Below are 24,894 nucleotides of genomic sequence, written 5' to 3' on the forward strand. Positions count from 1 at the left end.
ACATTGTTTCCTTTAGGATCTTTACCAGTTGCTGTTGCAATGTTGTAAACAGCACCATTATCAATATCGGCCTGTGTTACAGTGTAAGAAGCAGTAAATGTAGTTAAGTCGGCAGCACCAGGAAGTAATGTTACCGGTCCGCCAGTTACGGTTACTTTAGGGTCAGTAATAACGATGTCACTCACCGTTACGTTACCAGTATTTTCAACTTTGAAAGTATAGCTGATCTTGTCGCCAAGGTTTACTTTACCGTCGCCATTCGCATCAGCATAAGTTCCGGTTTTAGTTAATTTAATAACCGGGGTTTGTGGAAGTGGCGTAATCGTGCAATCCGGACAGGCAGGATCAACAGGAGGCGTACCAGGACCTGAAGGGTTACCGCTTTCAGACTGATCGGTAACATTGTTTCCTTTAGGATCTTTACCAGTGGCTGTTGCAATGTTGTAAACAGCACCTTTATCAATATCGGCCTGTGTTACAGTGTAAGAAGCAGTAAATGTAGTTAAGTCGGCAGCGCCAGGAAGTAAAGTTACCGGACCACCAGTTACGGTTACTTTAGGGTCAGTAATAACGATGTCACTCACCGTTACGTTACCAGTATTTTCAACTTTGAAAGTATAGCTGATCTTGTCGCCAAGGTTTACTTTACCATCGCCATTGGTATCTGCGTAAGTTCCGGTTTTGGTTAATTTAATAACCGGGGTTTGTGGAAGCGGTGTAACCGTGCAATCCGGACAGGCAGGATCAACAGGAGGTGTACCAGGACCTGAAGTGTTACCACTTTCAGATTGATCGGTAACGTTGTTTCCTTTAGGATCTTTACCAGTCGCTGTTGCAATGTTGTAAACAGCGCCTTTATCAATATCCGCCTGTGTTACCGTGTAAGAAGCAGTGAAGCTCGATAGGTCTGCTGCACCAGGAAGTAAAGTTACCGGTCCGCCAGTTACTGTTACTTTAGGGTCAGTAATAACGATGTCACTCACCGTTACGTTACCCGTGTTTTCAACTTTGAAAGTATAGCTGATCTTGTCGCCAAGGTTTACTTTACCGTCGCCATTCGCATCAGCATAAGTTCCGGTTTTAGTTAATTTAATAACCGGGGTTTGTGGAAGTGGTGTGATCGTGCAATCCGGACAGGCAGGATCAACAGGAGGTGTACCAGGACCTGAAGGGTTACCGCTTTCAGATTGATCGGTAACGTTGTTTCCTTTAGGATCTTTACCCGTTGCTGTTGCAATGTTGTACACCGCGCCTTTATCAATATCGGCCTGTGTTACCGTGTAAGAAGCAGTGAATGTATTTAAGTCTGCTGCGCCAGGAAGTAAAGTTACCGGACCGCCAGTTACGGTTACTTTAGGGTCAGTAATAACGATATCACTTACCGTTACGTTTCCAGTGTTTTCAACTTTGAAAGTATAGCTGATCTTGTCGCCAAGGTTTACCTTGCCGTCGCCGTTGGTATCTGCGTAAGTTCCGGTTTTAGTTAATTTAATAACCGGGGTTTGTGTGATGATCGTTTCAGTAGGCGTATCATTTAAAGCAGTAGATCCTGAAATATCACTTACAGGTGTATTGATTGGATCCTTAGCAGTAACAGTAGCCTGGTTTGTTACCTTACCAGCATCAACATTAGCCTGAGTAATCGTATATGCACCTGAGTAAGTCCATACTTCGCTAACACTAAGCAACTGATCGTTACCAGTATCGCCCGTAGGGCCAGTTAAGGTAACAAAAGGCAGACTTTCAGCTAAAGCGACCGTGTTCAATATTACATCCCCTTCGTTTTTGACTTTAAAGCTGTAATTAATCACATCACCAAGTTTGAAAGTGCCACCAGCACCATTACCCGTATTCGTTATCGATTTAACTAAAGATATTTTCGGATTGGTACCAATGGTGATCGTTACCGTAATCGGGTCAGAATCTACCAGATCGCCTGTAGTAAGTTTGTAGGTGTATGTATCCGTACCGATATAACCATTTGTTGGCGTATAGGTAATTGTTCCATCACCATTAACCACAACAGAACCGTGCGTTGGATTAGCCACTTTACTAACAGTGGTACCCGATGCACTGACACCATCATTGGATTTTACAACTGTTGTAACCGGCGTGTTCAATGCAGTTAAACTGGCATCATCAACACCAACCGGTTTAATGCGGACAGTAATTGTACCCTGATTACTTACAACACCTGCATTGTCTTTTACCGTGTATTTAACCGGCGTTGCAATACCGATAAAGGCAGGCTCAGGATTAAAGGTAACTTGTCCAGTTGCCGGATCAACGGTATAAACACCCTGGTTGGCTACTGTAAGACTGGTACCATAGGTATTTGTTGTTGGGTTAAATAGTAAAACTGTTGTTTTATTGATTGTTGCGTTACCGTTTGGATCCGTATCGTTTGCAAGAACTTCAATAATCAAGTCAGTGTCTATAGTAGTAGATACTCCATCATTTACAGCAAACGGAACCTGATCAACGGCAAAGTTTACCGCTGTTACATCCATGCTTAAACCAGGTATCACTACTGTAACCCGCATGTCAGGCACACCAGCTTCAAATCCCGTCTGACTGTTGTTAACTCCAAACGCATCACCTACAGCATTCCAGCCAGTAGGAATCGTTGGCGGGATATTAGCTATTGTATTGGTTCCGTTTACCGGCACATTAACAGTAGAAATAGCCACACTATACGTTCCCTTATTCAGGTTGGCAAATTGATAGCTGCCATCAGCGGCAACAGGCGTTTTAGCAATAATTTTACTCGTGTTATCTAATAAGTAAGCGTATAGTGGAGATCCGCCGAGCGTGTTGATTCCTGTTCCCGAGATTTGATTATCACTCAGGCCGTTTCCGTCGTTAATCACATTTCCAGAAATTGACGGACCAATAATATCTTTCAGCTTGTAATCTTCTGTTTCACCATCGGCAGCGAACGACGTACTTCGCTCATCTACCGGCGTAGCAGGGTCATCGATTAGAGTACTTGTTGTTATTCTGATCCGGGCATAGAGCGGCCCGGTTTTGATGTCATTAATAAAAGACGCATTAGGATAAGTAAGCGTTACTGTATAATTGGAAGCATTGGCCGGAACAGTAACACTGATCATTTCATTTGGAGAAAAAATACCATCCCCATCAAAGTCGACCCATCCACGTACCACAGCAGGTACGTTTTTAGTATTAGTAACCGGAAAGCTAATGACATAATCCCCAGCCTGATTCACCTTAACATCGGCTAAGCCAGAAGGATCAATCGTGTTTTCATCATTATTTTGCGTATTGTTATCCGCATTAGCCAGGGGCCCATGAGCACCCAGACCATCCGCATCTACATTTGGCGAACCGATATACACCGTAGCCTCAGGCGTTAATGGTGTAGTAGGGTAATTAACAGTGGCATAGTCGCCATCACCAGGAAAATAATCGGTGATCAAAAATTTATCAATATAATGGCCAACTTTATCACCATACGAAATCGGGGCATCCCCAAGATCAAAAGGCAAGACAAAACCGATAGCCATTGCGGTAATACCAGAACCTTTCATCTCTACATCCAGCAGGTTGCTTGCATTATGGGCAAACATAACCGCCTGGATACCAAAATTGCCGGGCGTAAGGTTAGCAGAAAGTTTAAATTTCTTACCTGCATTAGAAAGCAACATTCTATAGTGGTCATCATTAGCGTTACCATTGGTACGCTTGTTTAGCAGCTGCCATGCAATAGAAGAAGGAGATGTTCCCTGGATATATTCACCACCAGCATCAATAGATTCAGCATCGCCGATCACCATACCTGGGTAAGTAATGTTTGTCCAGACCCCATTCATCAAGATATCAACTTTTACGTCGATATCGAACTTGATTGTTGCGCCGGTTGTGGTGGCAAGACCCGAATTTACCACACCCCTGGAATTGGGCTTAGTAAGTCCGTTTCCAGAATAGATCAAGTCGAGACCATCACCCGAATATTGACCAGGCGTATAGGCTACCATATTTCCGCCAGCGTTAGTAGTGCGGTTAGAAATGATGGCCGTAATGCGGACTGTTGGGGAGAACATCCAGCGATACGTACCGTTTACCACATTGGTACTGGTAAAAGTAGCTGGCTTTTCAGTCAGGGTAGCATTATCCCAGGTAAGCCAGTATACAGCTTTGGTAAGATCGCCAGCTGTTCCGCCAATGGCATATTGCGCCCTGGCGTTGTTTACGAAAAAAGTTAGGGCAACGAGCAATCCAATTGCGTACCGAAATCGTAAGTTTCGTTTTAAATACAGTAAAATTTTTTCCATGCGATAAGTTTATCTTCCCCTTACACATAGGGGAGCGTTAAGTGGGCGCAAAGATGACTTATGCAAGCATTAGTAACGGATCATCCGTATGGGCAGGCGTACTTCCCAGATGGATGATCTATGTTGATGTGACCTCTTGCAGGTACTCTGAAGGCGTGAGGCTGACTAGCAATTTGAAGTTTCTATTAAACGAAATCTTTGAATTAAAGCCACTTGCGAAAGCAAGTTGCTCTATAGTTAGCTTGCTCCCGGATTTATTATCGAGCATATGGCAAGCATATGCTATGCGGTGCTTGTTAACGAAGCTGGTAAAATTGGTCTGCAGCTGCAAATTGAGTGTTTGCGTAAGGTGGTGGGCTGGAATTTTAAGTTGGAGTGCAAGATTTTCCAGGGAAAGAGACGGATCAAGATAAGGTTTTTGCGCATCCATCAGATCATTAAGTCTGGAAGTATATTCCTGCAGCTGGAGATCCGATAATTTCGACTTAGCATATAAAGGGGTTGCATCTTTATCAAGAGCTTCCTCTAAAGGCCGCTCGCCATCAGCACGGTGGACCTTAAGGAACATATTTTTCAGATAACCAAGAATCAGGACTGTGATAATCAGCATGAATGTATAAATAGTTGTTCGAAACACATAGCTGCTTTGTGCGGCAGTACCATGTTTAGCTATGGAGATGCTTACAGCAATAAAGAACATACTGACAAACAGCATCATAATTCCGCCCACTAATACGATATTACGTTTCCGCTTCATCTGCAGGATTGCATTGCTTCCGTTACTAAAGATGCCCGTAAAGGTGTAGCCTAAAAGAGAGCATACCGAGCACAATGCACTTATTCGCATCACTGGCTTGAAAATATGGGGATCCTTATACCAACCGTAGATTGCCGAATGGATAAAGATAACGAAGAAGATTGCGAATGGGATTAAATGAATCAATACCCTACCCGTAGAAATCGTCTTTCCTTTCATTGCCCGAAGCGCAAAGTAAAGAAAAGGACCGTAGACAAATATGAAAGGCATCATCCTATCCAACCACCGCTCGTGTATGTAGAAATTCTCCAGATAAAAGACATAAAATGCATGGAAAAACACAAATATGGAAAATGCGTTGATGACTTTTCCAAACAAATCTTTTTTGTTGTATTCAAATCCGATATAGATGTTTATCGCACTAACAGTTCCTGTCAACAATAGAAGGTAGGGAATCAGTGGGAATATTGCCGGTTCATTCATAGGTGCTAAGGGGTACGCTGAGGATCTAAGTAAGTTCGCTGGTATTCTTGTGGTGTTAAATTAGTGATTTGCTTAAAATATTTATTGAAAGACGTTTTTGAGTTGAAACCGCATTCATAAGCTAAAGATTCAATGGTAAGCATGCCGTTGCTGGATTTCATTTGTTCAATAGCATAGCTGATTCTATACTGAGCTACGAACTTATAAAATGTGAGCTTCATCTGCACCGTAAATATTTGAGAGAGCAGGTGTTTTGGGATGTCTAATGTTTTAGAAAGAAGCTCCAATGACAGGTCGGATTTGAGATAAATATTTGTGTTGTCAAAACAGTCGGTGATCATTTTTCTGTAGCGCTCTGCCATCTCAGTACTCAACTGCGAATTAGCATACATAGGTGTTACGACGTCTTCCAGCTTCGCTGGAAGCGCTTTTGGCGCATTTGCCAGGTATCGAAAAACCAGGAAACTCATGCTCAACAACAGAAAATAACTAAAGAAACGGTAGTCAATCTGCATATCAATTTTAAATACGTTCCAGCATAAATACATCAGGATCATTAGTGTGGCAATGATGATATATATGGCAGCGCACATCACCAGCAGGTCGGCAGCAAGTGTATTTATTGCCGAGTACAGTCTATTGATTGTCAGGCAGCTGTATGTTATTAGTGATATAGAGATCACCAAATAGGAATTTTGGTAAAGCGAAAATGAGCTACTGGCCCATGTATAATGAAAGATTTTGGTAAACCATACATACGCATAGAGAACTGTGGTAAGCGCTGCCGGTATTAAATGCAAGCCATCTTTACTGGTCGTTCGAGCCCCAGAGAGAGATCGTAAAGCAAGATGGAGCAGTGGTCCAAACAACATCCATACGGGATTCCATAGACGCTCATTACACTTTATTTCATTTGCGATCCATTGCAATTTGTAAAAGACAACATAAATTCCCAGGCAAGCTGAGAGCAAAATTAATTTGTTGAAGGTACCGGCTAGCTTTAAGAGCATTTTTTATTAAGCATCAAGGATATTCGTATGGCCAACAAAGTTACCCTTTTCTAAATATTTTTAGTGATTTCGATTGTTCAGTTTGTTATGGGGATCAAGCGGGATTCTTGGGGGCATTAAACAAAAAAGCCTCAACTTTTGCAAGTTAAGGCTTTTGTTGCGGAATGGACGGGACTCGAACCCGCGACCTCCTGCGTGACAGGCAGGCATTCTAACCAGCTGAACTACCACTCCTTTTGTTCCCTTTAAAGTTCGAACCTCTTGTCTCTTTCGAGGTTGCAAATATAGAGACTATATCTTAATTCGCAAACTTTTTTTTCAAAAATATTTAACTCCTTAACCTACAGCGCCTTCCTGCATCTTCTCTGCATTTTCTGCGAACTGGAGTGCGTCAATAATCTCCTGGATATCCCCATCCATAATACTTGGCAGGTTATACATCGTTAATCCGATACGGTGTTCGGTAACACGCCCTTGTGGATAGTTATAAGTCCTGATCTTAGCCGAACGATCTCCGGTTGACACCATTGTTTTACGTTTAGCAGCAATATCACCATTCTTTTTCTGCAATTCGATATCGTAGAGTTTACTACGCAACATCTCCATCGCAATTACACGGTTACCCAATTGCGAACGTTCTTGTTGACATACCACCACAATACCCGACGGTTTATGTGTTAACTGCACTTTGGTTTCTACCTTATTTACGTTCTGTCCACCAGCACCGCCTGAGCGCGAAGTTTGCAACTCAATATCTGCAGGGTTAATATACAGATCAATTTCTTCTGCTTCTGGTAAAACTGCTACTGATGCCGCTGAGGTATGCACACGGCCCTGCGTTTCAGTATCTGGCACGCGTTGTACGCGGTGTACGCCACTTTCGTACTTTAACTGACCATAAACATCATCGCCATTTACTTTCAGAATTACCTCTTTATAACCGCCCGCAGTGCCTTCGGTTACATCAACAGTCTCCACTTTCCAACCCTTAGTTTCGAAATAACGGGTATACATGCGGTATAAATCGCCCGCAAACAAAGCCGCTTCATCGCCACCGGTACCACCGCGAATTTCAAAAACTGCATTTTTAGCATCTTCAGGGTCTTTAGGAATCAACATCAAGCGGATATTGCTTTCCATTTCTTCCTGCTGTTTTAACAAAAGATCGAGCTCTTCTTTTGCCATTTCGCGCATTTCAGCATCTTTCTCTGTAGCTAAAATTTCTTTGTTGGCATCAATATTACTCATTACATTTTTGTAGATTTTATATTCATCTACAATCTTGCCTAAATCTTTATATTCTTTATTTAAAGCCGCAAAACGTTTCATATCCTGAATTACATCCGGATTACTAAGCGATTCCTCCACATCTTCCCAACGCAGCTTTATAGCTTCTAATTTATCTAACATATTTATTCTTGTTGAAATTTCCTGATTAGTAGCACCAGGCTAAAAATCAGGAAATGCAAAAATAAGGAAAAAAGCTGAATTTGTTTGTTTAGGATTAGAGGTTAATTGGTTAACCGTTTGAATTGCTCAGTCGCTTAGACATAATTGAAATCGCTTAAGTTCAATTTGAAAATGAGCAGTTCCTCTCTTATGGCAGCCAGTAGCCCCGCTATCACTTCAAGTCCTCGCTGCGCTGTGGGCTTTCCGTTTTATCGGGTTTAAGAACAGAGGGCGGTGCAGCAGCTAAGCGCAATGCGACCCTTAATAGTAGCATGCACCTGCGTAACTAAACGGGATTACAGTGGCAGCTCCCGATTTTCCTTCAAAATCGGGACTATAATGAAAAGCCAGACGAACATTAAAAAAAGCTACAGGTTTTGCTTTCCGAAAAATAGACATTAATATAGTTGGAAAAATAGTTTTATGCCAGAGAAAGCACTATTTAGAGGTTTTGGAAATGAGCAGTTCCTCTCCTATGGCAGCCAGTAGCCCCGCTATCACTTCAAGTCCTCGCCAAACGCTGCGGGATTTCCGTTTTATCGGGTTTAGGAACAGAGTGAGGTGCATTTAGGCGCATGCGACCCTTAATAGTAGCATGAACCTGCGTAAATAAACGGGATTGTAGTGGCAGCTCCCGATTCTTCATCGGGACTAAAACGAAAAGCCCGACGAACATTAAATTAAGCTTCAGGTTTTGCTTTCCGAAAAAAATGAACCTAATTACGCATCCGGACTATAATACTCCAATTTCAAATCTACACCATCAAAAACCCCATAAGAATTATAGTTAAGCCACTCTCCAATATTCACATAGCGGCTTCCCTTGCCCAAATCAATATCAAGCGGCAGGTGTCTATGTCCGAAAATAAAATAATCGAAATGTGCTTTTTGCAATTGTTCTTTGGCATAAATGGCCAGCCATTCTTTATCCTCGCCTAAAAAAACTTCTTTTTCGGTTTGTGCAGCCCTACTCCCCTGGCTCCATCCATTTGCAATGCCAATGCCCAGGTTTGGATGCAAACGGGCAAACAACCATTGACAAAGTTTGCTTCTAAAAATTTTCCTTAGGAATTTATATTTGTTGTCTCCAGGCCCTAAACCGTCGCCATGGTGTAGATAAAATTTCTTACCTCCCCTTTCGATGATCAGTTCATCACTTACAATTTCCATCCCGATTTCCTGAATGAAATAATCGCGCACCCACATATCATGGTTGCCTTTAAAAAAATAAATTTTTATTCCGGCATCGGCCATAGCAGCCAATTTACCCTGCAAACGAATAAAGCCTTTAGGAATTACTTTCGAGTACTCGAACCAAAAATCGAAAATATCGCCCATCAAAAACAATTCGCCACAATTTGGCTCTATAAAATCCAACCAGCTTACAATACGCGCTTCACGGGCACGGCTTTCGGCATAATTGGGCGTACCTAAATGAAAATCGGAAGCGAAATAAATATTTTTTGCCATGGATTTTTCAAAGGTAACTCAAAAAGCTTAAAGACTAAAGAAGAAAGCACAAAGCTTAAAGACCAAAGACTAAAGCTAGAATACTAAATTAATACAAACACTAAAACTAAAATCGCCTAACAAATCGGTATAATCACCTTGAAGGAGAACTAATGTTATGTGCTTACCTCCGTGTAAATCTGTGTTTCCGTGGCAAAAAACTTAATGCCCTTAATTTCTCAATGGTAAAAACCCGAAGGTAAAGGCTGAAAAACTAGCATAAAGACTAAAACTTAAAATACCTTAATCTGTGCAATCCTAAAATCTGTGTAATCAACCCGAAGGAAAAAAAGACATATATTAGTAAATAAATCTGTTTCACTATGAAAAAACAAATTCTATTAAGCTTATTTGCATTAAGTCTGTTCGCCTGTAACCAGGGCAAAAAACCTGCAGAAAAAATAACATTGATGAAATATCCTGAAACAAAAAAAGATAGCACAAAAGATAATTATTTCGGCACCACTATTGCCGACCCTTACAGATGGCTGGAGAACGATACTTCGGCAGAGACAAAAGCCTGGGTTATAGCCGAAAATAAGGTTACCCAAAACTACCTCGGGCAGATTCCCTATCGTGCTGACATTAAAAAGCGCTTAACCGAATTATGGAACTATCCTAAAGAAAGTGCGCCATTTAAGGTTGGCGAATATTATTTTTTCACTAAAAATGATGGCCTTCAAAACCAAAGTATCTGGTTTATTAAAAAAGGATTAGATGGCAAAGAAGAAGTTTTTCTTGATCCAAATACACTCACAAAAGATGGAACAGCAGCCGTTTCGCTTTTGGGCTTCTCTCACGACAAAAAATACCTGGCCTATTCGGTTGCGCAAGCAGGATCAGACTGGAGCAATATTTACGTAATGGATATAGCCAGCAAAACCAAATTAGCAGATGAGCTGAAATGGACAAAATTCTCTGGCGCAGCCTGGAAAGGCGATGGTTTTTACTACAGTAAATTTGACGAACCTGCTAAAGGGACCGATCTTTCTGCAGCCAATAAATACCAAAAAGTGTATTTCCATAAATTGGGCAATCAGCAACAAAATGATCAATTAATTTTTGAAGATAAAACCAATCCTAATCTATATTTCGGCGCCAATGTTACCGAAGATGAACGTTTTCTGGTGGTTTATGCCAGTGCCGGCACTTCAGGCAATGCATTATACTACCAGGACTTAAAAGCGCCTGACAGCAAAATCGCCCTACTGGTTAAGGGCTTCGAAAACAACCACAGTGTTGTTGATAATATTGGTGACAAACTACTGGTAAACACCGACCTTGATGCAGAAAACAAACGAGTAGTTTTAATCGATCCTAAAAATGCAGATCCCAAAAACTGGGAGAAAATTATCCCTGAATCGAAATTGGCTTTAGAAGGTATTGGAACTGGCGGAGGATTTCTTTGGGCTACGTATTTAAAAGATGCAAGCACCAATATTATTCAGTTTGACTTAACAGGAAAGAAAATTGGCGAAGTAAAACTACCAGCAATTGGAACCGTTGGAGGCTTTGGGGGTTATAAAGAAGATAAAGAATTTTTTTACACCTTTTCCAATTTCACCACTCCCGGCACTATTTACCGTTACGATGTGGGCAAAGCTGAATCGATTTTATATAAAAAGTCAGAACTGAAATTCAATACAGACGATTATGAAACCAAACAGGTATTTTATCCATCAAAAGATGGCACTAAAGTACCCATGTTTATTGTACACAAAAAAGGCATCAAACTGGATGGCAATAATCCGGTTTATCTTTATGCATACGGCGGTTTTCAGGTGAGTTTAACCCCGGGGTTTAGTCTCTCGCGGATGTTATTTTTAGAGCATGGTGGCATTTACGTTCAACCCAGTTTACGGGGCGGGAGCGAATATGGCGAAGCGTGGCACAAAGGTGGAATGTTAGCCAAAAAACAAAATGTTTTCGACGATTTTATTGCCGCAGCCGAATACCTGGTTAAGGAAAAATATACCAACCCATCTAAAATTGCCATTTCGGGTGGCTCAAACGGCGGACTTTTAGTTGGCGCCTGTATGACGCAACGGCCCGATCTTTTTAAAGTGGCTTTACCTGCTGTTGGCGTGCTCGATATGTTGCGCTACCATAAATTTACTGTAGGCTGGGGCTGGGCTGTTGAATATGGAACAAGCGATAAAAAGGAAGATTTTGATTACCTGATTAAATATTCACCGCTCCATAACATAAAAAGTGGGGTGAATTATCCGGCCACATTAATCACCACAGCCGATCACGATGACAGGGTGGTACCGGCACATTCATTTAAATTTGCGGCAACCTTACAGGATAAATACAAAGGTGAAAATCCGGTTTTAATCCGAATAGAAACTAAAGCGGGTCATGGCGCAGGCAAGCCAACAACGAAAATGATTGAAGAAGCGGCTGATGTATGGAGCTTTGTATTTCAGAATTTAGGAATGAGTTGGTAAAGCTTGCGAGCGTCACCCTGAATTTATTTCAGGGTCTTAATAGCCAGATAGATGCTGAAATAAATTCAGCATGACGATTTACCGGAAATATAAACTATATCCCACTAAATCCATAGACCAATTATAATTTGCTTTAAATCACTAAAAACCCTTAACTTTTGCTTTCATTTTAGCCCAAAGCATATAAAATACTGAATATAATACGATTGCAAAATTATCTAGAATATTTCTAAATAGCAGGATTGATAATACTTTATTTCGTAACTTTGCGTCAAATTTTTTTTAATGATTACTACTGATATAGCCGTAATAGGCGCTGGTCCGGTTGGTTTATTTGCCATTTTTGAAGCCGGTTTATTAAAAATGCGTTGCCATTTAATTGATTACCTTCCTCAGGTTGGAGGTCAGCTGTCTGAAATTTACCCTAAAAAACCGATATACGATATCCCTGGTTATCCTTCTGTGTTGGCTCAGGAACTTATCGATAACTTAATGGAGCAGGCAAAACCTTTCCATCCAACGTTTACTTTAGGCGAGCGTATTGAAGGTTTAGAAAAACGCGGTGAAGCAGATTTCGTATTAACGACTAATATGGGTACCGTTATCGAAGCTAAAGTTGTGGTAATTGCCGGTGGTTTAGGTTGCTTTGAGCCACGTAAGCCTGCTGTAGAAAATTTAGAAAACTTTGAAAATGGCAAGGGTGTAAACTACATGATCCTTGATCCAGAGAAATACCGCGACCAGAAAATGGTAATTGCAGGTGGTGGCGATTCAGCTTTAGACTGGACGATTTACTTAGCAGAAGTTTGTTCTGAACTCACTTTGGTTCACAGAAGTGAAAGTTTCCGTGGTGCACCAGATTCGGTTGCAAAAGTAATGGCATTGGCCGAAAGTGGAAAAATCAATTTAATTTTAAACAGCAATCTCCAAGCTGTACAGGGAACTGACAAATTAGAGCAAGTTGAAATTGTTCAGAACCGTACCATGGAAAAAACGGTGGTAGAGGCTGATCACTTAATCCCTTTGTTTGGTTTGAGCCCTAAATTAGGCCCGATCGAAGACTGGAATTTAAATATTAACAAAAGTGCAATTGAGGTTAACGTTGATGATTATTCGACAAACATTCCTGGAATTTACGCTATTGGCGATATCAACACTTACACCAATAAACTAAAATTGATTCTTTGTGGTTTCCACGAGGCTGCATTAATGAGCCACAGCGCTTATTCTTACATGAACCCAGGTGTTAAATATACCATGAAGTATACAACTGTAAACGGAGTTTCAGAATTTTAAGCTTTCTCCTATATTTGCTATTCAAATAACAAGAGAACTAAAAATGGAAAACAACATCAATATATATATGCAGGAGCCGGATGGCTCGGTTACTGAACACGTTGCACCAACCGACATGGGTTTAAGCCTGATGGAGTTTTTAAAGGCATCAGAGTACGATATTCTTGCTACTTGCGGTGGAATGGCGCTATGTGCTACCTGCTGTGTTGATGTATTGGAAGGCGAAGAAAAACTTAACGAAATGACAGACGATGAGTATGCTATGTTAGATACTCTGCCTGATCTATTACCAAATTCGCGTTTAGCCTGCCAATTGCAGTTAAACAATAATATGGACGGATTAAAAGTGAAATTACACGGTATAAGTTAAGTTCTAAATAACATAAACAAAAAATGGCGATATCAAAAGTATCGCCATTTTTTGTTGGAGTGTTAGTCGGGATTTGCAATCCCGACTGCATGAGACGTGGATTTGCAACCAATACTATAGTCCTCGTTTGTTGAGGATTTATGAGCCTTGCATTTTTAATGCAATTGAATAACAGTGGCGATAAAATCGCCTTTCTCAGCTATCCTCGTTACAAACGAGGACAATAAGAGGATTAAAAATCCAAAGTTCTAAAGACGGGATTACAAATCCCGACTAACTTATTGAATCGTTACTTTCTGCTTTTCTACATTCCAGCCATACACTTCTACAGCTAAATTACTTTGTTTTCCTGTGTATTCTACCGTTACCGTTTTACTTTCGCCAGGTAAAATACTAATGTAGTTATCATCATAAAAAGCAGGTAATACGCGTTCACCAGTATTGCCGTTTATTAAAGCGATACGGTTAAAAAACGCGACAGGATTTCCAGCTGCGTTACTTAAGGTTACGGCCACTTTTCCGTTTTTCTGATCGACGGCAGCAACTTTTAATGGCGCTTGTTTGATGCTTTTTAAGCCCGAATATTCGCCGTCCTTACCCGGAAACCAATAAAGATTTTCACTTAAAATATTTTGCTTCTGATCTAAAATCTTTAACGAAATAAAAACACCTTCTTTTTTATCCAGCTTGGTTAAAAACTCATTCATAGGAAACAATCTTCTCACCGAAGATGGACCAACCGAGTTGAATGCCTGAGAGTAGAAATAATCTTTCCCATCCATATCATAAGCTTTAGCCTGTACCATCAGGTTGTTTTTGGTGGTAAATCCGTTGTTTACAATAGTAACCATACTATCCAAAGGATTCATCATCACATGTAAGGGCTCACTACCTTTCCTCAAGCCATATAAACAAGCATTGGGATCAAGGTAATAATCGTACATCTGTCCGCGCATGGCTGTCCATGGGTTTTGGGTTTTCCAGATGATGGAACCCGTGTACCAGTCCCACATTTTGTTAGAAAAGCCTTCCATTAATGCCCTATACTGGTCGTAATTGGCTAGTTGAGCTTTCATTGCAAAATCTTCCGCACTTTTTGGTTTGCCATAAGGATTCAGGTATTGCTCGTAAGAAATGTATTTATGGTAATCCCATACCGAATCGGGCTTAGCTTTGTACTGTGGCGCAATTAGATTTTCTTTCGGAATAAAACGGAGTAGTGAAGCGTAATCGCCGACTCCTACCGATCCAACTTCCGAATTGTAAGGAAAAGTCTTTGTACCCCAAAAAGTTCTGATGTCCTGTATCCCGTAAGGACCATCACCATTACCACCGATTGAATTGAACGACATTTCATCACTATTAGAGAAATCGAAAAGTTTTCTCGTACCATCTAAACGAGGAAGAATATCATTTTTTAAAGGTTCCAAAATATCTTCAGGTGGGGTAATTTCGTTTCCACCACACCAAAAAGCAAGTGAAGCATGATTTCTGATCATCTTGATCTGATCTTCAATGGCTGTTAAGGTGAGGGTATGGTCATCAGGATAATTTCTACGTGTCCATTGGTCTTCTTTCTTCATCGGGTCTACCCAACGGCCATTGCAATCGCCACTGAACCAGAAATCCTGAAAAACCAGCAAACCATATTTATCGCAGGCATTGTAAAATTCAGGCCTTTCCAGTATTGCCCCACCCCAAATCCTGATCAGGTTGAGGTTCATGTCTTTATGGTAACGTATTTCTGCATCGTAACGGGCATCGCTAAAACGGAGCATCGCATCAGAAATGATCCAGTTACCACCCTTTATGAAAATCTTTTGTCCGTTTACAAAAGCGCCCATACTCTTGGTATGCTCGTTCCAGATGTTATCAATCTGACGCACTCCAACTTTAAGCTGCTCCTGATCTAGTACCTGGTTGGCCGCTACAAATTCGATTTTTACATCATATAGGTTTTGTGCACCATATCCGCTTGGCCACCATAATTTAGGATTTTCGAGCTGTAAATCAGGAAGTTTAACGGTAGTGGTTCTATTCGCTGCAATGGTGGCTGATTGTTTAATCAACTTTCCGGCAATCTGATATTGCAAAGTACCCGAAACCGCCTGGCCGGTTGGGTTTTCTACTTCAACTGAAACTTTAACGGTTGCCGGATTTTGTTTCCCTTCGGGTAAACGTTTGCCCGGAACCAGGGTAATTACCTGCGGATTTTGGATATTGATGCTTTTTGTTTTCTCGATGGTCACTTTATCCCAAATTCCGGTGTTACGATCTCGCGTAGGCTGAATCCAGTCCCAGCCAGCTGTATATTGGGTGGTTAAACCTTTTGCAATGGTACCGTCGCCACCCTGACCACCGTTAGGATTACCTGGAAAATCTGGCGGATAAACAATTACAGCCAATCTGTTTTTTCCATTGGTAGATAACAGTTTAGTGATGTTATACTGTGCCCTAAGGTGCATCCCTACCTGGGTTTTCGGATTAACTTTTTTCCCGTTTAAATAAATTTCAGCTTTGTAATTTATTCCTCTAAACTGCAACCAAACCTGTTCGTTACCCTTAGCACGCTCTTCAAAATCTTTTACAAACCAGTATGTGTAATAATCGTTACCGGTTTTATATACGTCAGGAATTTTCTCGTTGTTCATTCCGTAAAATGGATCGGGAACTTTTTTATTGTTCAGCAAAGTGGTTAAAACCGTTCCAGGAACTGTTGCAGGCATCCAGCTATTAAGCGAAAAACCGGGTTTAGAAATTTCTGAACCATTAGCAGCTTGCACATCTTTGATATTTGTACAAACCCAGCCCGAGTTTAGCTCGTATCGCTGCTGTGCATTTACAATTAAGGCTGAACAGCACAAAATAAGTAGAAATATTTTCTTCATTTATTTGAAATCTTATAATTGATAATTATTGTTATGGCTAATTTTTAATACAAAAGTCGGTTAAACTTATTCCGACTTTTGTATTTTGTTTTAGAATTATTTTCCGGATATCGGCCTGTCTTCAGGTTTTACGCCCCAGGTTGCCGATGGTGTATTGCCCATATAAATCTCCATCTTTCCACCAGCAACAATAGCTTTATGAAGAATATACGATTTACTGTAGGGCTTTCCGTTCAGTACAATTTTCTGAATGTATTTGTTCTCTGCGCTATTACCTATAACCTTTATATTGAATTTTTTATTCCCAGGCAACGAAATAACCGCATCATTAACTAAAGGTGTTCCGAAAACATAAGCTCCGTTTGCCGGATTTACCGGATAAAAACCCATTGCCGTAAAAATATACCAGGCGCTCATTTGCCCCACGTCTTCATTGCCGCACAAACCATCAGGCTTAGCGGAATAAAAATCTTTGTCGATTTTACGGATCAGATCGGCTGTTTTCCATGGCTGACCTGCATAAGTATATAAATAAGTTATGTGATGGTTTGGTTCATTCCCCTGTGCATAATTACCAATCAATCCACTAATATCCGGCGAACCGTTGGTTCCCAAATCTAAAGGTAAGGTAAATAACGAATCAAGTTTATTGGTAAAGGCTTTATCCCCTCCAAAAAGATTGATCAACCCTTCTACATCTTGTGGCACCAACCAGGTATATTGCCAGGCATTGCCTTCAACATAATCGTCTTCACGGTGTTTGGATGAAAAAGGATCGAAAGGACTTCTCCAGTTTCCGTTGGCCAGTTTACCCCGCATAAACTGAACGCTTGGATCGAAATATAAACTGTACAGTTTCGATCTTTTACTAAAATAAGTGTAATCTGCTGTTTTGTTCAATGCCTTAGCCATTTGTGCAATGCAATAGTCGTCAATAGCATATTCTAAAGCCTTACCTACTGATTCGTTTATTTTATCGGCTGGAATGTGTTTAAGCTCCTGAATATATTCTATGCCATCTGTTTTTTGCATTGCCGATTGTTTTATCGCTTCGTAGGCCAGGTTTACATCAAAGCCCCGGTATCCTTTTAAATAGGCATCTACAATAACCGGAACAGCATGGTAACCTACCATGGTATTGGTTTCGCTACCCATTAAATGCCAAACAGGAAGTTTTCCCTGCTGTTTATAAATGGCCAACATCGTATTTACCACATCATTTACTTTATCCTGGTGAAGGATGGTGAAAAGCGGATTTGCTGCACGATAGGTATCCCAAAGGGAAAAAGTTGTTAAATTGTTAAAAGCGGCTTTTTTGTATACCTTTTTATCTGTACCGAGGTAATCTTTATTTACATCGTTAAATAGTGATGGCGCCACCATGGTATGAAACAAGGCAGTATAAAATACTTTTTTAGTTGTATTTGATGCTTCAATTTTAACCTTCGATAGTTCTTTCTCCCATTTTGCATCAGCGCTTTTAACGGTTGAAGCAAAATCCCAGCCTGGCAATTCTGTTTTCAGGTTTAAAATGGCATTTTCGATACTTACAGGAGATAAAGCAACTTTAATCTGCAGTTTATCATTATTAATGGCATTAAAGCTAACCGATGCCTTAAGTTTTTTACCCGTTAACGTTTTACCACTTTTAACCACTATGCTATCATAAAGCGCAAGACTTTTAATCGGTTGCGAAAGTTTGATTACAAAATACAAACGTTGATCGTTGGCCCAGCCCTTCGAATTACGATGCCCTACCAGGGTTGTAGCATCTAGCTGCTTAAGTGAAGCAGATACAGGTGCATCCCAACCAATGCCTTCAATTAAATCGATAATAATATGGGGATTTTCAGCACCTTTTTTAAAAGTATATTGGTGAAAACCTACTCGTTCGGTTGCAGTTAATTCTGCTTTAATTTGGTATTTATCAAGCAATACACTGTAGTAACCGGCTTTAGCCACTTCATTTTGATGAGAAAATTTAGAAAGATAACCTTGCTGATCATCGGCTGTTTTACCCTTTTCTAAAATGAGTTTACCCGTTGAAGGCATAATCGAAATATCACCTAAATCGCCAATACCTGTCCCGCTTAAATGCGTATGCGCGAAACCAGTAATGGTATTACTGCTATAATTGTAGCCACTGCACCAATCCCAGCCCTCAAAAATATTATTCGGCCCAAGTTGTACTGCACCAAACGGAACATTGGCACCAACGAAAACGTGCCCGTGTTTTGCCGATCCAATTATTGGGTCAACATATTGGGTTAATTTTGTTTTTTGTTGTGCAAAGATACTATTGGTAAAGAGAGAGGCTGTTAGAAGTAGAATAGATGAGGTTTTCCTGAACTGCATGTGTATTTATAATTTCCTACGATAGATTTAAAAATCTAAAAGTAAAACGTTTTACGTTATTTCCCATAAAAAGGGGAAATAATTGTGCTAAAATTAAGTAAAAGATAGGAATACACCATTTCCAGATATATAGTGCGCATGCGCGAATTGTATTTTCAAATTGTCTTATAGCTATTTCTTGGTCAGCATCTTTATATCCTTGAAAGATGCTGAAATAAATTACCAATTGACAGATTATAAAAATCAGTCGTCATTTCGACTGAAACGCAGTGAAATGGAGAAATCTGTTTCAATAGATTTCTCGACTGCGTTGCTCTCCGCTCGAAATGACGACCATTCGTACAAGTTTCCTTTACCCAATCTCCAAAACGATTACCTGATCAGGTTCTGCATTATTTAAAGTCGCGTTAATACTTAGTATTGATTTTTTAAAGCTATAGTTTATGGGGCTTTTATCTTTTAGCAAATAGGCTTTTTTGATTTTCTTTACCGGAACGTTGTCTAAATCAAGCATTGTTGTTTTTCCATCAACCAGGTGGATATAAATTTTGCTATCACTTTGTGTAATACTGCCCCAGGCCTGTGGCTTAATAAATCCTGCTTTAGTACCGTAAATGCTTTCGCCATAAATTTTAAGCCAATCGCCTAAACCCGCCAAACGATCTTGAAATTCCGGCTGAATTTTACCACTCGGCATCGGACCAATATTCAGTAAAAGATTGGATCCCAAACTTGCTGCTTTAACCAACATCTGAACCAGTTCTTTATTTGATTTGTAATAGGTATCGCTCAAATTATATCCCCACGAATTTGAAATGGTTTCGCAGGTCTCAAGCGGCAATTTATCTGATGCCTTTTGAAAACTTAAACCTGATTTATTCTCTCCGGGAAGATCGCGTTCGAACATCTGAAAATCTTCTCCCGCAAAGGGTGTGAGGTGGTGGTTATTCCCAATCATACACTGTGGCTGAAGTTTGTGGATTAAGCCATAAATTTCGTTGTATTTCCAATCAATTCGTGATGTTCTGTCTTTTGATCCTTCTGGTTCGGTCTGGTCCCAATGCCCATCAAACCAGACTCCACCTATTTCACCATAATTGGTCAACAACTCGGTTAACTGGTTTTTCATAAACTGCAAATAACTTGCATAATCGCCTTTGCCGGTCCTGCCTGAGTTCTGCCCTGTCCGTCCGGTCTCATGCGGATAATCTTCCCTGCGCCAATCTAAAAGTGAATAATACAGGTATAGTTTTATGCCTTGCTTGTGGCACTCATCTGCCATCATTTTTACGATATCTTTTTTATAGGGCGTATTCATGATGTTGAAATCAGAATATTTGGTATCCCACATACTAAAGCCATCATGATGCCTGGTAATCAGCGTAATATACTTCATTCCGGCATTCTTTGCCATGCTCACCCATTGTTCTGCATTAAACTCAACCGGATTAAAAAAATCTTTAAGGTTGGTGTAATTATGAACAGTCAACTTTCGTTCGTTCATTACCCACTCGCCACTTCCTGGTATGCTAAAAGGCCCCCAGTGGATAAATAAGCCAAACCGGGCATCGTTAAACCATGCTCTTTGTTTTAAATTAGAAGCCGCAGGTGTATAATCCTGTGCTTTTAACTGTAAGGCGATTAATAGCACAAGGCATATTAAGGTTAATTTCTTCATTAGAATAGCGGTGTGGTTGGTTTAGTCTATTGATGCGGTGGCTTTGGTTGGTTTTCCAATTACCTTGTAATTTCCGTCTCCTTTTAAGATAGCCAGAATCTGCGATTGGTTGGTGAAAAGGTTTTTCGCTGCAGCCAGTTCTTTATCATACTGAAAGCTCTGCTCAATTCTTCCTTTTTCGTAAAAATAACGGCTCACAATCTGTGTTTCTAAAACTCTTTTAATTTCAGCTTTATGGCTAACCAGGTCAGTTTTTTTAGAAGAGGTGAGTTTATATTTTAGGTTCTCGAGATCGGTTTTTACTTCTGCGGATTTATTTTCCTTTTCGGCTTCAACACGTAAATCGGAAAGCAATCTTTCGGTACGGCTTTGGTAAGCTAAATCCTTATCGGCAAGGCTGCTAGAAAATGCAGCATAATCTGCATCAGATAACTGGAAAGTTTTGGCTGAAGCTAAGCTTGCTTTTTCTTTCCTGTATTGATTTGCAAAGTTAAAGAAAAGGTTTTTATTAAGCATTGAAATGGTAATCGGGCTTAATTTGGCTGCATCAACCACAATATCGGGATAAACACCATTACCGCTGTACACATTTCTTCCTGCTTTGGTCTGGTACATGATCATGGTAGAATCGGCAAAACGCTCGGCAATACCATCCGCATTTTTATGTGCATAATCTAATTTTTGAATACACCTGCCTGATGGCGTATAATACTTTGCAACAGTTACTTTAACCAGACTATTATAAGGCAGATTGAAAGTTTGCTGCACCAAACCTTTACCATAGCTACGCTGCCCGATTACAATGGCACGATCTAAATCCTGCAGCGAACCAGCAACAATTTCTGAGGCTGAAGCCGAATTTCCATTTACAAGCACCACCAACGGAACCGATGTAGAAACTGGCGCTAAAAGTGTTTTATAGGCAATGGTTTTCTCTATATTTTTGCCTTTTTGGGTAACAATAAGCTGATCTTTATTTACAAAGAGGTTCACAATTTTAACCGCTTCCTGCAAAATACCTCCACCGTTGTTTCTCAAATCTAAAACTACACCTTTGGGGTTTTCTTTCTGAATGGCCAGCAGGGCATCTTTAACTTCCTGACCAGAATTTTCAAGGAATTTATCGAGCTTGATATAACCGATTCCATCGCCAACCATTCCAGCATAAGAAACGTTAGGCTGTTTTATTTCATCACGGACAAGTTTTTTAGTAATTTCTTTTCCATCTCTAACCACCAACAAATCAACCGGTGTTCCTTTAGGACCGCGCAACAGCTGACTAATTTCCTGGCGGTCTTTGCCCTTTACCGCAATTCCATTGATACTTACCACCTGATCTCCTGCCTTAATCTCACTTTTATTTGCCGGGTAACCTTCACTCACGTCGTTAATAAACAGTTTCCCATCGATAAAAACAGTGCTGGCGCCAATACCTCCGTACTGCGTGCTTACATATTTTAATTTGTAATCTTCAATTTCCGATTCGGGAACATACTCGGTATAAGGATCCAAACTATCTAACATGGCATCAATACCTGTTTTCATCAACTGAGGGGCATTGGTATCATCTACATAGTTGATATTGATTTCTTTATAGAGTGAGGCAAAAATATCCAGGTTTTTAGAAACCAGAAATAAATCTTCTTTAAATGAAAAAGATAAAGCAGCTACCCCCAAACCAGCTGCAAAAAGGCCATATTTTAGTTTCTTCATTCCCCTGTTTATTTTAATTCCAATAGTGCAGAACAATAGATTATTACCTGTTTGAAAGATTATTTAGTAATTCTGTACAAACGTAAATGTACAAAAAGCAATAAATATTAAAAACAGCTTATTTGGACCAGACGTAAATTAAGCGTTACGCTAAAAAGAAGCAGAAATTGGCCTTTTTAAGAGAGAAACTAAAGTCTGTTGCCTTTGGTATCGGCAAGTGCTTTCTGAATGGTAAATTCGATATACGTACGGTCGCGTTTCACCAAACGCATTAAATCTTCAACCAATTGATCTTCTTTGCCAGGAGTAAATTCTAAAGGCTCATTCGCCAGATCGCGGTATTTCCTTAAAAACTTAGTTTTTACTTTAAATGCAGTTTCAGAAGTCAGTTGAAAATTAGCCATGGCATATTTTATTTGATGCAAAAGTAAAAAATATTTGTTCAGGTTGATACCTTTTTGTGTGATATGATAAAAAATTGGAGAATCACGGATTCTTTTTGCACGATAATTGTGTTAAAACTGCGTTATAAAACTCAGCCGGGTATTAAAGCCCATAAGATGTAAATTTTAAAATTGAAACCAGAACCTGCAAAAACACCATAAAAACGGCATTTGCAGAGATTTATGGAATCACTGAACTTAAAAAAAGCAAATTAAACAACATGAAAAAGATTATCTTCTCCATTGTTTTCCTAACCCTGGGTTGGGCAACATCACAGGCACAAACCTTTAATCTAGGAGTAAAAGCCGGTGTTAACTTAGCTAAAATTAATGCAGATTTTGCAAGTGAAGAAAACCGTTTAGGTTATCAGATCGGTGCGTGGGCACGTATTGGCGGCGCAAGTTTTTATGTGCAGCCAGAGGCTTACATTGGCAGCAAAGGGAACAAATTTATCAGTATTCAGCAAAACAACGGCAATGAAGTGGCTGCTGAAGGAAAAGTAAAATTTACCACTTTAGATGTTCCTGTGTTGTTGGGAACAAAATTTGGTGCTAAAAATTTAAACTTCCGTGTAATGGCTGGTCCGGTTATTTCATTTATTTTGGACGAAAATTCGTCATTTAGTTCTGCTTATCAGCAAGCTACCGATTTCGACAACTACAAAAACCAGGCATTAGGCTTGCAAGCTGGCGCAGGTGTAGATGTAGGTAATATTTCAGTTGATTTACGTTATGAAGCAGGTTTATCAAACATTAGTAAAAGTGAAAAATATAGCCAAAAACCTAATTTATTTCAATTGAGTTTAGGGTTTAAAATTTTGTAAGGATTAATAGGCGCCAGATTATTTTTTATCTGGCGCTCCTTTAAATTCAGGTCTTTTAATCTATTTCTGATCCGTTTCATAAAAGACTTACTTGGGTCTGCTTTCGCTGTTAGATATTCCGGATCACTCTCCTTCCATAAGCTTGTTCCAATAAACTGTTTATGCTCGTAATACTCAATAGGGTATTTGGCCTTCATGTACCGAACCAGATTATCATTCGCCTGCAGTTGTTTACCAGTTATGGTGCTTTCTCGCTACCTACATTTTTCTACACTGATAGTAAATAATTTAAACTGATCATGTGCCTGGCAATACAGAATCGGGCATTAACTGGAAGATTGTTCTATCCCTGTCGATTAGGTACTGACTGGAAACATTTAATGAGCCTGCCGCTGCAATCGACTTTCTGGCTTCTGGCAAAAATGCAGAATACCGCCTATTCCTAAATTTTAAGTAAAAGCCATAATTGTTTCCGCTTATTTATGAAGAAACTAGTGCTGTGATTAGTCTGATACGGTAGTAAAAAAGCCACCACTAAATCAGCAGTGGCTTAAACTAAAACAAACGAGAAAAAATTACCTTATCAGAAAAAAAGATACGTATGGCCGCCGTGGTGCTGTAGTGATACCACTATAGCCACTGGCAAAAATGGTGTATACTCTTTGATTTAAGAATGTGCTTGCGCTGGTGTAATTGGCCAAAACTGTTGCTGTGGTTACAGCCGCCCCAGCCGGTCTGATTTTCCAGGTTTTTGATTGTGCTGATCTTAATTTAATCTCATTGGTAATGTTTAAATAATTTACATTACCTGCAATCAGCGAATCCTTTGCATTATCAGTAGCGCTGGTTCCATAATACAGATCTACGGAAGGAACATTAGGCATCAAATTAATAAAACGGTATTTACAATAGGCCGTATCCGGTCTGATAAAACTTTCCTCAGTTAAAACATTTTTGGTATTCGCAGCGGTATCGGTGATATGGGCAACATAGTTCTTACCTGCTTCTATCTGAAAAGTTGTGCTGTACAACACAAGTGAATCAGTGCCGTCATCTTTCTTTTTAGGAAGAATGATTGATAATTTTAGATTTCCCGGGTTCACCGCCAGGAAATCGGCAGTTGAGCTACCACCAGTGTTATAACCACCGCCCGGAAAAGGTGTGCGGGCCGTAATAACACTACTTACCCTTTTATCGTTAATTTTAATAGCTATCGCTCTATTGTTATAATAATAGGAGGCGTAATTTACCTTTAACAATGCCTGATCGCTGGTCAATTTTTCGGTTTCACCATAATCGAGTACATTTTTAGTACAACTAGTCAAAGCTATGGCAATGAACAGACCAGTGAATAAATTAGAAAATATCTTCATG

16 protein-coding genes and 1 tRNA gene are annotated in these 24,894 nt (G+C 40.0%); 4 read left to right on the plus strand and 13 right to left on the minus strand.

What is annotated here, in order from left to right:
- From BCL90_RS16815 to BCL90_RS16840, 6 genes are all read right to left on the minus strand, one after another.
- Positions 1–4,295 (minus strand): CshA/CshB family fibrillar adhesin-related protein (locus tag BCL90_RS16815; protein WP_244214197.1); only part of this gene is annotated, 4,295 nt, incomplete at its 3' end.
- A gap of 118 nt (positions 4,296–4,413) precedes the next feature.
- Positions 4,414–5,535, minus strand: coding sequence for an AraC family transcriptional regulator (locus BCL90_RS16820; RefSeq protein WP_121285179.1), 1,122 nt, complete (start codon positions 5,533–5,535; stop codon positions 4,414–4,416).
- 5 nt (positions 5,536–5,540) lie between these two features.
- Positions 5,541–6,545, minus strand: a complete 1,005-nt coding sequence (locus BCL90_RS16825) for a helix-turn-helix domain-containing protein (protein ID WP_121285180.1) — start codon at positions 6,543–6,545, stop codon at positions 5,541–5,543.
- A 160-nt stretch (positions 6,546–6,705) separates the two neighbouring features.
- Positions 6,706–6,779, minus strand: a tRNA-Asp gene (locus BCL90_RS16830).
- A gap of 102 nt (positions 6,780–6,881) precedes the next feature.
- Entirely contained in the window at positions 6,882–7,955 is a 1,074-nt protein-coding gene (gene prfA / locus BCL90_RS16835) for a peptide chain release factor 1 (RefSeq protein ID WP_055904375.1), read from the minus strand.
- Between the two features lie 759 nt (positions 7,956–8,714).
- Positions 8,715–9,464 carry a UDP-2,3-diacylglucosamine diphosphatase gene (locus tag BCL90_RS16840; protein ID WP_121285181.1) on the minus strand — a complete coding sequence of 250 codons (750 nt, stop codon included), beginning with the start codon at positions 9,462–9,464 and terminating at the stop codon, positions 8,715–8,717.
- Between the two features lie 362 nt (positions 9,465–9,826).
- On the opposite strand from BCL90_RS16840, the gene BCL90_RS16845 reads away from it, so the two are divergent.
- From BCL90_RS16845 to BCL90_RS16855, 3 genes are all read left to right on the plus strand, one after another.
- Complete coding sequence (locus BCL90_RS16845) at positions 9,827–11,953, plus strand: prolyl oligopeptidase family serine peptidase (protein WP_121285182.1); 2,127 nt, start codon at positions 9,827–9,829, stop codon at positions 11,951–11,953.
- A 285-nt stretch (positions 11,954–12,238) separates the two neighbouring features.
- Entirely contained in the window at positions 12,239–13,249 is a 1,011-nt protein-coding gene (locus tag BCL90_RS16850) for an NAD(P)/FAD-dependent oxidoreductase (protein ID WP_029274634.1), read from the plus strand.
- Between the two features lie 43 nt (positions 13,250–13,292).
- On the plus strand, positions 13,293–13,619 hold the full coding sequence (locus BCL90_RS16855; RefSeq protein ID WP_121285183.1) for a 2Fe-2S iron-sulfur cluster-binding protein: 327 nt from the start codon (positions 13,293–13,295) through the stop codon (positions 13,617–13,619).
- A 278-nt stretch (positions 13,620–13,897) separates the two neighbouring features.
- On the opposite strand, the gene BCL90_RS16860 is transcribed toward BCL90_RS16855, so the two are convergent.
- The 5 genes from BCL90_RS16860 to BCL90_RS16880 form a co-directional block, all read right to left on the minus strand.
- A complete protein-coding gene (locus tag BCL90_RS16860; protein ID WP_121285184.1) occupies positions 13,898–16,507 on the minus strand; it encodes a glycoside hydrolase family 2 protein in 2,610 nt (869 codons plus the stop codon).
- 96 nt (positions 16,508–16,603) lie between these two features.
- Positions 16,604–18,862, minus strand: a complete 2,259-nt coding sequence (locus tag BCL90_RS16865) for a GH92 family glycosyl hydrolase (protein WP_121285185.1) — start codon at positions 18,860–18,862, stop codon at positions 16,604–16,606.
- A gap of 352 nt (positions 18,863–19,214) precedes the next feature.
- Positions 19,215–20,540 carry an alpha-L-fucosidase gene (locus BCL90_RS16870; RefSeq protein WP_121285186.1) on the minus strand — a complete coding sequence of 442 codons (1,326 nt, stop codon included), beginning with the start codon at positions 20,538–20,540 and terminating at the stop codon, positions 19,215–19,217.
- A 21-nt stretch (positions 20,541–20,561) separates the two neighbouring features.
- Positions 20,562–22,253 (minus strand): S41 family peptidase, encoded by a 1,692-nt coding sequence (locus BCL90_RS16875; protein WP_121285187.1) that lies wholly within the window; start codon positions 22,251–22,253, stop codon positions 20,562–20,564.
- Between the two features lie 188 nt (positions 22,254–22,441).
- Positions 22,442–22,657, minus strand: coding sequence for a hypothetical protein (locus tag BCL90_RS16880; RefSeq protein ID WP_010599278.1), 216 nt, complete (start codon positions 22,655–22,657; stop codon positions 22,442–22,444).
- 260 nt (positions 22,658–22,917) lie between these two features.
- Here BCL90_RS16880 and BCL90_RS16885 point away from each other — a divergent pair, with 260 nt between their 5' ends.
- A complete protein-coding gene (locus BCL90_RS16885) occupies positions 22,918–23,520 on the plus strand; it encodes a porin family protein (protein WP_121285188.1) in 603 nt (200 codons plus the stop codon).
- Here BCL90_RS16885 and BCL90_RS25935 read toward each other — a convergent pair.
- Positions 23,490–23,717: a hypothetical protein gene (locus BCL90_RS25935; RefSeq protein ID WP_121285189.1), complete on the minus strand. Its 228-nt coding sequence runs from the start codon at positions 23,715–23,717 to the stop codon at positions 23,490–23,492. The two genes, BCL90_RS16885 and BCL90_RS25935, sit on opposite strands and share 31 nt — an antisense overlap.
- Before the next feature lie 378 nt (positions 23,718–24,095).
- Positions 24,096–24,893: a DUF4397 domain-containing protein gene (locus BCL90_RS16895; protein WP_121285190.1), complete on the minus strand. Its 798-nt coding sequence runs from the start codon at positions 24,891–24,893 to the stop codon at positions 24,096–24,098.
- Between the last annotated feature and the right edge of the window lies 1 nt (position 24,894).

It is taken from the genome of Pedobacter alluvionis (assembly GCF_003664035.1).
Classification (GTDB): domain Bacteria; phylum Bacteroidota; class Bacteroidia; order Sphingobacteriales; family Sphingobacteriaceae; genus Pedobacter; species Pedobacter alluvionis.

Coding starts and splice junctions, on each gene's coding strand:
- BCL90_RS16820 (WP_121285179.1), bottom strand. CDS start 5,535: ATGAATGAACCGGCAATATTCCCACTGATTCCCTACCTTCTATTGTTG.
- BCL90_RS16825 (WP_121285180.1), bottom strand. CDS start 6,545: ATGCTCTTAAAGCTAGCCGGTACCTTCAACAAATTAATTTTGCTCTCA.
- prfA (WP_055904375.1), bottom strand. CDS start 7,955: ATGTTAGATAAATTAGAAGCTATAAAGCTGCGTTGGGAAGATGTGGAG.
- BCL90_RS16840 (WP_121285181.1), bottom strand. CDS start 9,464: ATGGCAAAAAATATTTATTTCGCTTCCGATTTTCATTTAGGTACGCCC.
- BCL90_RS16845 (WP_121285182.1), top strand. CDS start 9,827: ATGAAAAAACAAATTCTATTAAGCTTATTTGCATTAAGTCTGTTCGCC.
- BCL90_RS16850 (WP_029274634.1), top strand. CDS start 12,239: ATGATTACTACTGATATAGCCGTAATAGGCGCTGGTCCGGTTGGTTTA.
- BCL90_RS16855 (WP_121285183.1), top strand. CDS start 13,293: ATGGAAAACAACATCAATATATATATGCAGGAGCCGGATGGCTCGGTT.
- BCL90_RS16860 (WP_121285184.1), bottom strand. CDS start 16,507: ATGAAGAAAATATTTCTACTTATTTTGTGCTGTTCAGCCTTAATTGTA.
- BCL90_RS16865 (WP_121285185.1), bottom strand. CDS start 18,862: ATGCAGTTCAGGAAAACCTCATCTATTCTACTTCTAACAGCCTCTCTC.
- BCL90_RS16870 (WP_121285186.1), bottom strand. CDS start 20,540: ATGAAGAAATTAACCTTAATATGCCTTGTGCTATTAATCGCCTTACAG.
- BCL90_RS16875 (WP_121285187.1), bottom strand. CDS start 22,253: ATGAAGAAACTAAAATATGGCCTTTTTGCAGCTGGTTTGGGGGTAGCT.
- BCL90_RS16880 (WP_010599278.1), bottom strand. CDS start 22,657: ATGGCTAATTTTCAACTGACTTCTGAAACTGCATTTAAAGTAAAAACT.
- BCL90_RS16885 (WP_121285188.1), top strand. CDS start 22,918: ATGAAAAAGATTATCTTCTCCATTGTTTTCCTAACCCTGGGTTGGGCA.
- BCL90_RS25935 (WP_121285189.1), bottom strand. CDS start 23,717: ATGAAGGCCAAATACCCTATTGAGTATTACGAGCATAAACAGTTTATT.
- BCL90_RS16895 (WP_121285190.1), bottom strand. CDS start 24,893: ATGAAGATATTTTCTAATTTATTCACTGGTCTGTTCATTGCCATAGCT.